Source organism: Azospirillaceae bacterium, assembly GCA_028283825.1.
Taxonomy (GTDB): domain Bacteria; phylum Pseudomonadota; class Alphaproteobacteria; order Azospirillales; family Azospirillaceae; genus Nitrospirillum.
The window spans coordinates 1,215,242-1,227,492 of record JAPWJW010000003.1 but is presented as its reverse complement, the minus strand read 5'-3'; the positions used below and the strand labels follow the sequence as shown (position 1 = coordinate 1,227,492).

At 69.2% G+C, this 12,251-nt stretch carries 13 protein-coding genes; 8 read left to right on the top strand and 5 right to left on the bottom strand.

Annotated features, from left to right (window positions below; genetic code table 11):
- Window positions 1–9: 9 nt before the first annotated feature.
- The 4 genes from PW843_17520 (at window position 10) to PW843_17505 (ending at window position 3,469) form a co-directional block, all read left to right on the top strand.
- Window positions 10–216 (top strand): hypothetical protein, encoded by a 207-nt coding sequence (locus PW843_17520; protein ID MDE1148389.1) that lies wholly within the window; start codon window positions 10–12, stop codon window positions 214–216.
- Between the two features lie 59 nt (window positions 217–275).
- Window positions 276–1,508, top strand: coding sequence for an SLC13 family permease (locus PW843_17515; GenBank protein MDE1148388.1), 1,233 nt, complete (start codon window positions 276–278; stop codon window positions 1,506–1,508).
- A gap of 332 nt (window positions 1,509–1,840) precedes the next feature.
- Window positions 1,841–3,034 carry an MFS transporter gene (locus PW843_17510; GenBank protein MDE1148387.1) on the top strand — a complete coding sequence of 398 codons (1,194 nt, stop codon included), beginning with the start codon at window positions 1,841–1,843 and terminating at the stop codon, window positions 3,032–3,034.
- A gap of 108 nt (window positions 3,035–3,142) precedes the next feature.
- Window positions 3,143–3,469: a hypothetical protein gene (locus tag PW843_17505; protein ID MDE1148386.1), complete on the top strand. Its 327-nt coding sequence runs from the start codon at window positions 3,143–3,145 to the stop codon at window positions 3,467–3,469.
- Window positions 3,470–3,472: 3 nt separating this feature from the next.
- Here PW843_17505 and panC read toward each other — a convergent pair whose 3' ends face one another.
- Entirely contained in the window at window positions 3,473–4,390 is a 918-nt protein-coding gene (panC, locus tag PW843_17500) for a pantoate--beta-alanine ligase (GenBank protein ID MDE1148385.1), read from the bottom strand.
- Window positions 4,391–4,445: 55 nt separating this feature from the next.
- A complete protein-coding gene (locus PW843_17495) occupies window positions 4,446–5,279 on the bottom strand; it encodes a DUF6134 family protein (GenBank protein ID MDE1148384.1) in 834 nt (277 codons plus the stop codon).
- Between the two features lie 218 nt (window positions 5,280–5,497).
- Here PW843_17495 and PW843_17490 point away from each other — a divergent pair, with 218 nt between their 5' ends.
- Together PW843_17490 and PW843_17485 are read left to right on the top strand one after the other, a co-directional pair.
- Window positions 5,498–6,043, top strand: coding sequence for a Fur family transcriptional regulator (locus tag PW843_17490; protein MDE1148383.1), 546 nt, complete (start codon window positions 5,498–5,500; stop codon window positions 6,041–6,043).
- A gap of 53 nt (window positions 6,044–6,096) precedes the next feature.
- Window positions 6,097–7,215: a GTP-binding protein gene (locus PW843_17485; GenBank protein MDE1148382.1), complete on the top strand. Its 1,119-nt coding sequence runs from the start codon at window positions 6,097–6,099 to the stop codon at window positions 7,213–7,215.
- A gap of 85 nt (window positions 7,216–7,300) precedes the next feature.
- Here PW843_17485 and PW843_17480 read toward each other — a convergent pair whose 3' ends face one another.
- Entirely contained in the window at window positions 7,301–7,795 is a 495-nt protein-coding gene (locus tag PW843_17480; GenBank protein ID MDE1148381.1) for a hypothetical protein, read from the bottom strand.
- A gap of 167 nt (window positions 7,796–7,962) precedes the next feature.
- On the opposite strand from PW843_17480, the gene PW843_17475 reads away from it, so the two are divergent.
- Together PW843_17475 and panE are read left to right on the top strand one after the other, a co-directional pair.
- Window positions 7,963–8,817 (top strand): LytTR family DNA-binding domain-containing protein, encoded by an 855-nt coding sequence (locus PW843_17475; GenBank protein MDE1148380.1) that lies wholly within the window; start codon window positions 7,963–7,965, stop codon window positions 8,815–8,817.
- A gap of 23 nt (window positions 8,818–8,840) precedes the next feature.
- Entirely contained in the window at window positions 8,841–9,764 is a 924-nt protein-coding gene (panE, locus tag PW843_17470) for a 2-dehydropantoate 2-reductase (protein MDE1148379.1), read from the top strand.
- A 432-nt stretch (window positions 9,765–10,196) separates the two neighbouring features.
- Here the strand turns inward: panE and PW843_17465 are convergent, their stop codons facing one another.
- Complete coding sequence (locus PW843_17465) at window positions 10,197–11,594, bottom strand: hypothetical protein (GenBank protein ID MDE1148378.1); 1,398 nt, start codon at window positions 11,592–11,594, stop codon at window positions 10,197–10,199.
- Complete coding sequence (locus PW843_17460) at window positions 11,581–12,198, bottom strand: BON domain-containing protein (GenBank protein ID MDE1148377.1); 618 nt, start codon at window positions 12,196–12,198, stop codon at window positions 11,581–11,583. Before PW843_17460 ends, PW843_17465 begins: the two co-directional genes overlap by 14 nt.
- Window positions 12,199–12,251: the final 53 nt, after the last annotated feature.

Genomic DNA, 12,251 nt, shown 5'->3' with positions numbered 1-12,251 from the left:
AGGGCGCGCGTGGGGATCGGGTGCTTGCTGCTGGCCGGGGCCGTTGTGATCGGCCTCGGCGCCTGTTCCCCCCGGCAGCTTTATGCGACGGGTCAGGCCTGGCGGAAAAGCACCTGCCGCGATTACCCGCCGGCGGAACGGTCGCGGTGCGAGGCGGAGGCGGACAGGCCGTACGCCGACTATCGGCGCGAGACGGTGGAGGGGCGGGGGCAGTAGGGGGTGCCGCGGCGATTCCTCCTTGCTGAGCGGCCCTGCGCACGGTAGCGCTGGCGGCCATGACCGTGCTGATCCTCATCACCTTCGCCATCGTCTACCTGGGCATGGCCGTGGGCCAGTTGCCGCCGCTGAAGGTGGACCGCACCGGCATCGCCATGCTGGGCGCCATCGTCCTGATGGTGGCGGGGGCGATGACGGAGGGGGCGGCCGTCAAGGCCATCGATTTCCCCACCCTGTTCATCCTGCTGGGCCTGATGATCCTGTCGGCCCAGTTCGCCATGTCCGGCTTTTACGACTGGTGCGCCTGGCGGCTGGCCAACGTGCCCCTGAGGCCGGAGGTGCTGCTGGCGGCGGTGGTCGGCGTGGGCGGGGGGCTGTCGGCCCTGCTGGCCAACGACGTGGTGGTGTTCGCCATGACGCCGCTGCTGTGCGCCGGCCTGCGGGCGCGGGGGCTGGACGCCCGGCCCTACCTGATCGCGCTGGCGGGTGCCGCCAACGCCGGATCGGCCGCCACCGTCATCGGCAACCCGCAGAACATCCTGATCGGCCAGATCGGACACCTGGATTTCTGGCGCTTCCTGCTGGCCTGCGGCGTGCCGGCGCTGCTGTCCATGGGTGTGGTCTACCTGGTGGTGGCGCGGGTGTGGCGGGGACGCCTGACCAATGGATCGGCGCAGGCGCCCCAGGTGCCGCCGGAATCGCCCCGGGCCTGGCAATTGTCCAAGGGCCTGATCGGTACCGTGGCGCTGCTGGTGATCTTCACCACGCCCTTTCCCCGCGACGTGGCGGTGCTGGGGGTGGCCGGCTGCATGCTGGTCAGCCGCCGCTTCGCCAGCCGCGACATGCTGGGCCTGGTGGATTGGCACCTGCTGGCCCTGTTCGCCGGCCTGTTCATCCTGACCGGCGCCCTGGCCGCCACCGGCCTGCCGGCACAGCTGGTGGACCAATTGACGGCCGCCGGCCTGCCGCTGGACCGGCTGCCCTTCCTGGCCGGCTTCAGCGTGCTGGCCAGCAACACCATCGGCAACGTGCCGGCCGTGGTGCTGCTGATGAAGGTGTGGGCCCACCCGCCGGAGGGGGCGCTGTACGCGTTGGCCCTGTTCTCCACCCTGGCCGGCAACTTGGCTCTGCCCGGCAGCCTGGCCAACATCATCACGGTGGAGCGGGCGGCGGCATCCGGCGTCACCCTGGGGTTTCGCGAACACGCCCGCTGCGGCATCCCCATGACGCTGGTCTCGCTGGCCGTGGCCGCCTTGTGGCTGCTGGCTTTTGGCTACATCGGGGCGTTGTAGGCCCCGACCGGGGCCGCCGCAGCATTTCGGGGGGCATGAGCGGACTGAAATGCGAGGAAGCCCAAGCCAGCGGATGCTGGCGCCCGGCGTTTGAGGGGCGGCATTTGGGCGGTTACGCTCAAATGCCGCACGCATAAACAAACACCCTTCCCAAATGCGAATTGCCATCCGTTTGGCCGCCGCATAAAGTGCCGCCGCTGCCGACATGATGTCCGGTGCAGCCGTAAGCGTTTACGTCAATCAACGCGCAATCAGCCGACCCGACCCCCAACCCGGGGTGTGGTCGCCATTGCGTGGATGACGGAATGCCCAATTTTCTCAAACCTTTGTTGATGCCTGACCGCCGCCCGGCCCTGCTGGGCCTGGTGCTGTTCTTCTGCGCCAGCGTGGCGGAGGGGGCCATGGTGCCCTTCTTCCCCCTGTGGGCGCAGAATGAGGCCGGCATCGCCGTCGGCTATATCGGCCTGCTGTTCGGCTGTTACGCCGGCGGCGAACTGATCGCCACGCCCATCCTGGGCGGCATCGCCGACCGCGTGGGCCGCCGCCCGGTCCTGATCGTTTCCCTTATCGGCGTCGGCTGCGGTTTCCTGGGCCTGTTCTTCGCCCATGGCGTTGTCGCCGCCGCCGTGATCCTGGTCCTGACCGGCCTGTTCGAATGCGTGCTGCACCCGACCGTCTTCACGGTCATCGCCGACACGACACCGGAGGCGGAGCACCGGCGCGTGTTCAGCCTGGTGCGGGTCGGCGCCGGTGCCGGCCGCGTGGTGGGGCCGGCGCTGGGCGCCCTGCTGGCCCTGGTCTCGCTGCGCGCCGTCTTCCTGGCGGGGGCCGTCGTGCTGCTGCTGGGCGGCTTGCTGGTCCTGGTCCATTTGCCGGAAACACGGCCCCAGGATCAGCCGGGTGGGGATGATGAGGAGGAGGAAGAGGAAAGCCTGGCCGCCCTGCTGCCGGTGTTCCGCGACGGCCGGCTGGCCACCCTGTTGCTGTGGTTCATGCTGCTGGAGGTGTCGGGCAGCTGGGTGGAGGCAGTGATCCCCCTCTACGCCCGCGACGCCGGGACGCTGTCCCCCTCCGGCGTGGGCCTGCTGTTCACCTATGCCGCCGCCCTGGTGGTGGCGGCACAGATGGCGATCAGCCGCCTGGCCGCCCGCTGGTCGGCCCTGACCCTGGCGGTGGTGGCCGGGTGCGCGCTGGTGCTGGGTTTCGCGGTCTTGATGACCTCGGCCGCCGCCGGCGCGCTGGTGGGTGCTGTCAGCCTGGTGTCGCTGGCGCAGATGCTGACCGGCCCCCTGGTGCCCACCGCCATCAACCAGCTGGCCCCGCCCGGCCGCCGCGCCACCTATATGGCGGCGGCGTCGGTCGCCAACGATCTGCGTGATTCGCTGGGCCCGGCCAGCGGCACCGCCCTGTACGCCCTGGCGGCGCGCCTGCCCTGGGGCCTGGGCATCCCGCTGGCGTTGGTGGCGGCCGTGGGACTGGGCCTCACGCTGCGCCGGCACCAGCGGCCGGTGGGGGCGGCGGCTTGAATGTCACCGCCGCAGGCTGCGACGGGCCCTATTTTTGCCATTCAGGATCGATATCCCCTGCGGTGCCGGAAGGCGGCACCGCAGGGGGATTGGCCGAGGATGGGATACATGCGTTGGAGACGACTGGGTGTCGTCGCCCTTTGCCTGCCGCTGGCGGGGTGTTTCTACACGGGGGAACGGCAGTGGACTTATGGCGGTCCGGTGTCCCACGGCGTCGCCCGGATCCAGGCGGTTGCCGATGGCCAAGCAATGTTTCCCCAGCTTCTGCGGGCCTGCGTCGCCGCGAACGACCCCGGCCGCTTGGCCGATCTGGACGCCGGCAAGGAGTATCCGACGTCGGGCTGGTTCATCGACAATGATCGGCACGACGCGGTGTTGCGGTGCATGAGGGCGCAACGGTGGGATTTGCGGCCCACCACCCTGCTGATGCCTTGAGGGTTAGTCCTGTGGCCCCAGCGCCAGATTGTCGATCAGGCGGGTGCGGCCCAGGAAGGCGGCGACCAGGGCGCGGGCTGGGCGGTCCACCCGTTCCAGCGGCGCCAGGGTGTCGGCGTCCACCACGGCGACATAGTCGATGCGGGTGAAGCCGGCGGCGGTCAGCGCCTCGGTGGCTTGGGTGATGGCCGGGGCCACCGGCTGGCCGCCGTCGCCCAGCGTGTCGCGCAACTGCTTCAGGACGCGGCTGATGGTGACGGCCTGCTGCCGTTCCTCCGCCGACAGGTAACGGTTGCGGGACGACAGGGCCAGGCCGTCGGCCTCGCGCACCGTGGGCACGCCCTCGATGCGGACGGGGATGTCCAGGTCGGTGGCCAAGCGGCGGATGACGGCCAACTGCTGGTAATCCTTCTGCCCGAAACAGGCGACGTCGGGCAGGGCCTGCAGCAGCAGCTTGGTGACGACGGTGGCCACGCCCTGGAAGTGGCCGGGGCGGAAGTGGCCTTCCAGCGGCACCGCCACCGGGCCCACGTCCACGGACGTGCTGTGGCCCGGCGGGTAGATCGCCTCCACCGTCGGGGCGTACAGCAGGTCGCAGCCGGCGCCGGCCAGCAGGCGGGCGTCGCCCGCCTCGTCGCGCGGGTAGCGGCCGAAATCCTCATTGGGACCGAACTGGGTGGGGTTCACGAAGACGCTGGCGACCACCCGGTCGGCCAATTCCCGCGCCCGGGTCACCAGGCTCAGGTGCCCCTCATGCAGGGCGCCCATGGTGGGGACCAGACCCACCCGCAGCCCTTCCTTGCGCCAGGCGGCGACGCGGGCGCGCAGGTCGGCGGGGGTGCGGACGACGGGAAGGGGGGTGTCCGCGACGGCGGACGGGGGCGTATCGGTCGGGGCCATGGCGGCGGTCTCCGTGCTCATGGGCCGGCATTTAGCGGCGGGCACGGGTACCGGGCAAGGGCTTTTATCCCTACCCTTAATCCTTCCTGTCCCCCTCCGGCGCCGGCAGAACGGTGTCGCTGCCGGGGCCCGCCACCAGGGTGCCGCCGGGGGGCGTGCCCTCCAGCGCATAGGCGACGTCGTGTCCCCGGGCGCGGAAGGCCATCTTCAGCCAATGGCCGGACTCGTCGTACCAGAAGTCCAGATGGCTGGTGGCCGGCGGCGGGTTGGTGGTGAAGGTCAGGGTATAGCGGGTGGCGGACAGCTTGACGTCGCCGGCCTTGATCACCTCCGGCTCCTTGCGGTCCACCCGCGTGTCCATCACCACGCCGCGCACGGTGTCCAGCAGGCGGGGCGCGGTCAGCGTGGCGGGGTTCCAATAGCTGGTGGGGACGATGTCGGCCGGTGCGGTGACCTTGCCGCGGGAGCTTTCCACCGCGAAGCCGTCGGGCGTGGCATGGCCGCGCACCCAGTCGGTGTCGCCATTGTCGTTGGTGCTGGTCTCCAGCGCCAGCAGGCGGCCGCCGCGCCAGATCTCATGATCCACGTGGTGATAACGATAGGCCGTCAGCATCAGCACCTTGGCCTCGAAGCTGATGTCCACGTCCACCACGGTGTCGCCGTTGGCGGCCCGGGCCACCGTCACCTTGTGGTGGCCCAGCGGCGTGTCGTGGCCGTAATGGGCGAAGAAGTCCAGCGACTGCTCCACCGCCGTGTCGGGCGTGGTGGGCATCGGCGACGGGCCGGCGGTCAGGTCGGCATGGGCCGGGGTGGCCCCGGCATTGGGATGCGCCAGGTCCGGTGGGGTGGCGGCGGGGGCGGTGCCTCCCCATATCAGGGCCGTGGCCAGGATCATGGCGGGCAGGCGCATCCGGACAAGCCCGCTTCCCGGCGGATTTTTCGCGTCACGTGGCATTACGCATCCTTTATCCCTGGACGTTGGTGCCCCCCGGCACGGGATCCGTTCCGCATCCTGACCCCGGATGCTGACATATTGTAAAGATAGATCAACGGATGGCGTGGCATAGGACACAATGCCTTCCGTGGTATAGTTTGCCGCAACGGCAGTTCGCGAAAGGCTTGGAAACCATGTCGGTTGCCACCCAGACATCCCCCGATCAGGGTCACCCCCATGGGCACGCCCATACCCCTGCGCCGGGGCGCAGCCACGACCACAAGGCTTGCGTCGGCGACGCGCTCAGCCGCGCCCATGGCCTGTGTGAGGCGCGGGGCGCCCGCCTGACCACATTGCGGGAGCGCGTGCTGGAACTGGTGTGGTCCAGCCACAAGCCGCGCGGCGCTTACGCCATCCTGGAAGAGATGGCGGTGGACGGCAAACGCGTGGCGCCGCTGACCGTCTATCGCGCCCTGGACTTCCTGGTGGAACAGGGCCTGGTCCACCGCATCGAATCACTGAACGCCTATGTCGGCTGTCCGGAACCCGGGCAGAGCCATTCCGGCCAGTTCCTGGTGTGCGAACGCTGCGGCGACGCCACCGAACTGAACGACCCCGCCGTTTCCCACGCCATCACCGCCGGCGCCGCGGCCCAGGGTTTCCGTGCCCAGCGCCAGACGGTGGAGGTGCTGGGCCTGTGCGCCGCCTGCCAGAAGGCGGAAGGCGCCAGCGCCGCCTGAAGGGCCGCGCCATCCCCCATTCCCCGTATGCCTTGTCTTGAGGATCAGAGCCCGTGACCGCCGTATCCGCCGCCCGCCTGCCCATTTCCGTGCTGACCGGTTTCCTGGGCAGCGGCAAGACCACGCTGCTGTCCCGCATCATCCGCGACCCGCGCATGGCCCGCACCGCCGTCATCATCAATGAGTTCGGCGAGGTCGGGTTGGACCACCTGCTGGTGTCCAAGGCGGATGAGAACACGGTGCTGATGGATTCGGGCTGCATCTGCTGCACCATCCGCAGCGACCTGGCCGACACCCTGCGCGACCTCTACATGCGCCGCCTGCGCGATGAGGTGCCGGAGTTCGACCGCGTGGTGATCGAGACCACGGGCCTGGCCGATCCCGCCCCCATCCTGCACACCCTGATGACCGACCCGCTGGTGGCGGCCCGCTTCCGCCTGGATGGCGTGGTCACCACGGTGGACGCCGTCCACGGCATGGGCCAGCTGGACGGGCAGGAGGAAAGCCTGAAGCAGGCGGCGGTGGCCGACCGGCTGGTGCTGACCAAGACCGACATCGCGACGCCGGAGGCGGTGGACTACCTGAAGCACCGCCTGAATGAGCTGAACCCCGGCGCCATCATCGTCGACGCCCAGGGGCAAGAGGCGCTGCCCGTCCTGCTGTTCGACGCCGGCCTGTACAATCCGGAGACCAAGAGCCTGGACGTGCAGCGCTGGCTGCGGGCGGAGGCGTACGAGGAACCCCACGGGCACCATCATCATGATCACGACCACCACGATCATGACCATGCCGATTGCGACCACGACCACGGCCATTGCGAGCATGAAGGCCATGATCACGACCACGACCCCAACCGCCACGACCAGGCCATCGGCGCCTTCTGCCTGACCTTCGAACAGCCGCTGGTGTGGGACGAACTGGTGGGCTTCCTGGAAACGCTGGCCCGCATGCGGGGGCCCGACGTGCTGCGGGTGAAGGGCGTGCTGAACGTCCAGGAAAGCGACCTGCCCATCGTCATCCACGGCGTGCAACACCTGTTCCACCCGCCGGTGCAACTGGACGCCTGGCCCAGCGACGACCGCCGCAGCCGCATCGTCTTCATCACCCGCGACATCAGCCGCCAGGTGGTGGAAACGCTGTACGCCAGCTGCACGGGGAAAAGTGTGGGGTGAGGGCGGGGCGCCCCGGCACCGGTGATGAAAAAGCGACAGCGGCGGAAGGCATCCGCCGCTGTCGTCGTTTTGGGGTGTCGCGGGATCAGGCGGCCAGCGCCATGTCCGGGGCGCGGCGGTAGCTTTGCAGGAAGCCCCAGGACCAGGCGGCGAAGTAGCCGACGCTGAAGCCCGACACGCCGATGTCCAGGGCGATGGCGACGTCGTGCAGGTCGGGGCGCACGGCGGCCAGCACGTTCAGGATGTAGTGGGACAGCAGCAGGAACAGGTTGCGCACCAGCGGCAGCCAGCTGCCGGGCTGGCGCACCAGGCCGCGTTCGCGGTCCACCTCCACCCGGATGGCCATGCGGCTGGCCAGCACCAGGCCCACGGCGGCGCCAATGGCCCATTCCGCCAGGACGGGGCCCAGCGGGCCGGGCCGCGTCACCAGGCCGTACAGGCCCCAGATGATGAACACCCCCGGGATCAGCCAGACGCGGCCCGTCTGTTGCGTGTTGGTGCGCAGGCGCCGCACCCCCATGACGACCAGGAAGGCGAACAGGGCGAAGAACCAGAGGGGGGTGTGGCTGATGATTTCCATGATATAGGCTCCGGTGGGTCGGCGGCTGGCGGACCCCAAGTGGTTGATGGGCCTAGCCTTCGCCGATGGGGTGGGGGCCCGGCAACGCCGCCTTCGCGGGTTGCTTGACGGATTTCGTGAGCGGCTGGTAAAGGCGGTTCACGAAGCGTGAACGGATGAGGCGGCCCGTGACGGCGCAACGCGGAGGGGAACGGGGATCGGACGGGCGGCGGCCGGGGGGCGGCCTTGCCGGCATCGCCACCCTCACCATGCCTGCGTGGGCGCGCAGCTGGGGCGCCATCGTGGCCCTGGCCCTGGTGCTGACCATGTTCGGGCCCTACGGCACCTTCCTGTCCATGGATGGCGCCGCCCGCACTGTGTTCTGGTGCACCTCCGCCCTGGGCGTGGCGGCGATGTCCCGCCTGATCCATATGCTGTTGCGCCGCTGGCCGGTGGCCGCCGCCTGGCCCGCCTGGCGACGGCGCGGGGTGTCGTCCCTGATCGCCTCGCTGCCCGCCACGGTGATGATCGCCCAGCTGTTCGGGCTGCTGAGCAACGTCCCCGTCGGCCGGCTGGGCTTCTGGCACACCTGGCCGCAAGTGGCGGTCGCCAGCCTGGTGTTCGCCGTGATCCTGGGGCGCCGGGATGTGCCCGAGCCGCAGGCGCCGGTTCCCGCCACGCCCCCTTCAGTCCCCGTCAGCGATGCGGCACCCGACGCGGTCGTGGCCTTCCTGTCCCGCGCCTGCCCGCGTCTTGCCGGTGCGCGGCTGCTGGCGCTGGCGGCGGAGGACCATTATCTGCGCATCCACACCGACCAGGGGGATGAGCTGGTGCTGAAACGCCTGCGCGACGCCATCGCCGAGTTGGGCGAGGACCGGGGCGCGCAGGTCCATCGCTCCTTCTGGGTGGCGCGCGACGCCGTGGCGGCGGTGACGGTGCGGGGGCAGACGGCGCAGCTGCGCCTGGTGAATGATGAGATCGTGCCCGTCAGCCGCACGGCGTTGCCGCGCCTGCGGGCGGCCGGTTGGCTGACCGACGCATAATGACTCAAGGGAAGGAAACGGGAATGACCATGCGCATACTGGTCCTGGGCGCCGGCGCCACGGGCGGCTTCTACGGCGGCCACCTGATGCAGGCGGGCGAGAACGTCACCTTCCTGGTGCGGCCCAAGCGGCACGGGCAGTTGACGGAAAACGGCCTGGTGGTGATCAGCCCGGTGGGCAACATCATCACGCCGGTCCAGGCCGTCACCCGGTTCAACCGCCCGGCCGACCTGATCCTGCTGTCGTGCAAGGCCTACGACCTGGATGCGGCCATCGAGACCATCCGCCCGGCGGTGGGGCCGCAGACGCGCATCCTGCCGCTGCTGAACGGCCTCTGCCACCTGGACCGGCTGGACGCCGCCTTCGGGGTGGAGCGGGTGATGGGCGGCCTCTGCCACCTGACCATCACCATGGACGGCGACGGCACCATCCGCCATCTCTACCCCTTCAACCGCCTGACCTTCGGCGCCCGCCACCCGGACCAGGCCCCGGTGGCCGAGGCGCTGGCCGCCGCCTATGCCAAGACGCCGGCCACGGTGGGCAACAGCGCCGACATTCTGCAGGACATGTGGGGGAAGTTCTATTTCCTGGCGACGCTGGCGGGGGCCACCACCCTGATGCGGGCCCCCATCGGCACCATCGTGGGAACGCCGGACGGCCGGGCCTTCATCACCGGCCTGCTGGATGAATGCACCAGCATCGCCACGGCGGCCGGCCATCCCCCCAGCGCCGAGCGCGACGCCGAATCCCGCCACCTGCTGACCATGGAGGACTCCGCCCTGTCGGCCTCGATGATGCGCGACATCGAAAAGGGTGGCGCCACGGAAGGGGAGCATATCGTCGGCGACCTGCTGCGCCGCGGCCGCGAACTGGGCCTCACCCTGCCGCTGCTGACCGTGTGCGCCACCCACCTGCGCGCCTACGAGGCGCGGCGGAAGCCTTCGTAACCTTTCAGCCCCGGTGCACCCGGAGTGTAGCGCCAAGGACGCGACCGCGTCCGCCGCAGCATTCCGGGTAGCGTGAGCGGACTGGAATGCGAGGATAGCCAAGTCCCCGGATGGGGACGCCGGCGCTTGAGGGACAAGAAGGAAAAAAGGAAGCGTAGCGACAAGGACGCGACGGCGTCCGCCGCAGCATTCCGGGTAGCGTGAGCGGACTGGAATGCGAGGATAGCCAAGTCCCCGGATGGGGACGCCGGCGCTTGAGGGACAAGAAGGAAAAGGAAGCGTAGCGACAAGGACGCGACGGCGTCCGCCGCAGCATTCCGGGTAGCGTGAGCGGACTGGAATGCGAGGATAGCCAAGTCCCCGGATGGGGACGCCGGCGCTTGAGGAATTCAGGACCAAGGCAGTAAAAAGGGCCCCCAATCGGGGCCCTTTTTACTGCAGCATCGGCGTGCCGGTCTCGATTTCCACCAGGGCCGCCAGCATCGGGACCGCGATGTCCTTGCGCTGGGTGTCGCCGGTGGTGCTGCGCTCGGCCGCCGACAGGCCGGCGAGATAGGTGTTGCGCCAGCGTTGATCCTTGAACAGCAGTTTGTCGGCGCGGGCGCGCTGGGCCAGGATCAGGGGCTTGGGGTCGGTGCCGGCCGACAGCAGCTTGTCGATGCGGCCGGACAGCGCCTCCGCCTGCTTGCGGTCGCCGGTCTTCAGCGCGTCGGCCAGCAACTGCACGAAGGTCTCGGCCTTGATGTCGCTGTCCTGCACCTGCTCGGCATAGGTCGTGGCCAGCTGCATCTCGCCCCGGGCGCCCAGGCGGCCCAGCACGGCCGGGATGGTCCAGGGGCTTTCCTGCTGCACGGTGCGCAGCAGGCCCAGCGCCAGGTTGGGGTCGCCCAGGTCGCCGGCGGCCACGGCTAGTTCCGGGGCGCAGCAATTGCCTTTGCGGTCCTTGAAGCGCGAGAACTGCTCCTCCACCGTGTTCAGGAACATGGTGTGGGCGCGCGCTTCGTTGCCGGTCTTGTAGAAACCCTCGGCCACCAGGCCCAGTTCCCAGGCGCAGTTGTTGGCCTGGGCGTATTCCGCCGCCTCATCCACCAGCTTGCCGGCCTGGGCCTTGTCGCCCTTCCACATCAAGGCCTGGCTGATGTCGGTCAGGTTGTAGATGCGGGTGGAGCAATCGTTGATGCGCCGGGTGATGTCCAGCGCCATGTCCACCTCGCCCGTCAGCGACAGGGCGCGGCCCAGGAACAGGTCGCGGCCGGTGTCGGTCACCGGCGGGGCACGGCGGAAGGCGGCGATGAAGGGCGCGATGATCTGCTTGGTGCGGTCCTTGTCACCCAGGTGGTAATGGGCGACGGCCAGCGACAGCCAATCCCAGCGCGGGGCGGTGATGGGATAATCGACCGGCTGGATCAGCCCCTCGATGCGATAGAGGAAGCAGCCGGTGGACTGCGCCTCGTTGCAGGCCAGGCTGCGGATGCGCGACTTGAAGTCGTTGTAGTCGAAATCGCCCACGAACTGGTTGGTGGACAGCTGCACCGCCAGCGGGCTTTCCGGGCTTTGCACCAGGATGTTGGACAGCAGCTTGTCGGCCTGCTGCAACAGGCGGGTCTGTTCCGCCAGGTCATAGCTCTGGTCCGCCTTGCGGATGGCGTCCATGGCCTGCACGAACTGGCGGTTGGCCATGGCCTGGGCGTCGGGCAGCGTCTGGTTGCCGGCCAGGCCCGGAATGGGCTGTCCGGCCGCCGACGCCATCGGCGACGTCAGCAGCAGCAGGGCGATGACGGGCAGGACCAGGAAAGAAGAACGCACGGCAACACGCTCAACGACGGACATAATTCACAACCTGGCGGACGCGGGGCAATTCACGGGCATGCTGCAGCACGGCTTCCAGTTCCACCCCGCTGCGGGCGACGCCCATGATGTAGACCACCTGATTGACGGTTTCGATGCTGTAGTTGGTGGACCGGATGCTGCCATCCAGCAGCAGGGCGGCCCACAACTTGGTGCTGATCCAGGTGTCGGTGGCGCTGTCGGACAGGCTGCTCTCGTCCGCGATCTTGATTTCATTGATAACTTTGCGAACGCCATCCGCCTGCCAGGCCAGCCGCACCGCATCCACCCGCATATCAGGGTCGCGGGCGTTGCCGGTCAGCAGCACCTCGCCCCGGTTCACGGTGATGTTCAGCCGGCTGTTCAGTTCCGGGCTCTTATCCTTCCAAAGGCCATGGATTTGCTCATCAATCTGGCCATCGGGCACCGCCGGCACCTCGGCCGCCGCCTCGGCGCGCTGACGGGCCAGTTCCGGCGACTCCGGCCCCGGCGAGGCGCAGCCGGCCAGCGCCAGGCCCATCACCATCAGGCCCGCCGGCACCAGACCGGCCAGCAACAGGGACGCGCGGTCGGTGCGGCGATGCGGGCGGTTGGTGGCGACGGTCATGGGCTGAGCCTTGGTCCCTGTTTTTAAAAAGCGGGGCTTGGAACGGTGGTTGG

What these genes read in the sequence shown, in the direction of transcription:
- PW843_17480 (MDE1148381.1), bottom strand. Translation starts at nt 7,795, where the DNA reads ATGGAAATCATCAGCCACACCCCCCTCTGGTTCTTCGCCCTGTTCGCC.
- PW843_17515 (MDE1148388.1), top strand. Translation starts at nt 276, where the DNA reads ATGACCGTGCTGATCCTCATCACCTTCGCCATCGTCTACCTGGGCATG.
- PW843_17490 (MDE1148383.1), top strand. Translation starts at nt 5,498, where the DNA reads ATGTCGGTTGCCACCCAGACATCCCCCGATCAGGGTCACCCCCATGGG.
- PW843_17510 (MDE1148387.1), top strand. Translation starts at nt 1,841, where the DNA reads ATGCCTGACCGCCGCCCGGCCCTGCTGGGCCTGGTGCTGTTCTTCTGC.
- PW843_17505 (MDE1148386.1), top strand. Translation starts at nt 3,143, where the DNA reads ATGCGTTGGAGACGACTGGGTGTCGTCGCCCTTTGCCTGCCGCTGGCG.
- panE (MDE1148379.1), top strand. Translation starts at nt 8,841, where the DNA reads ATGACCATGCGCATACTGGTCCTGGGCGCCGGCGCCACGGGCGGCTTC.
- PW843_17465 (MDE1148378.1), bottom strand. Translation starts at nt 11,594, where the DNA reads ATGTCCGTCGTTGAGCGTGTTGCCGTGCGTTCTTCTTTCCTGGTCCTG.
- PW843_17495 (MDE1148384.1), bottom strand. Translation starts at nt 5,279, where the DNA reads ATGCGCCTGCCCGCCATGATCCTGGCCACGGCCCTGATATGGGGAGGC.
- PW843_17460 (MDE1148377.1), bottom strand. Translation starts at nt 12,198, where the DNA reads ATGACCGTCGCCACCAACCGCCCGCATCGCCGCACCGACCGCGCGTCC.
- panC (MDE1148385.1), bottom strand. Translation starts at nt 4,390, where the DNA reads ATGAGCACGGAGACCGCCGCCATGGCCCCGACCGATACGCCCCCGTCC.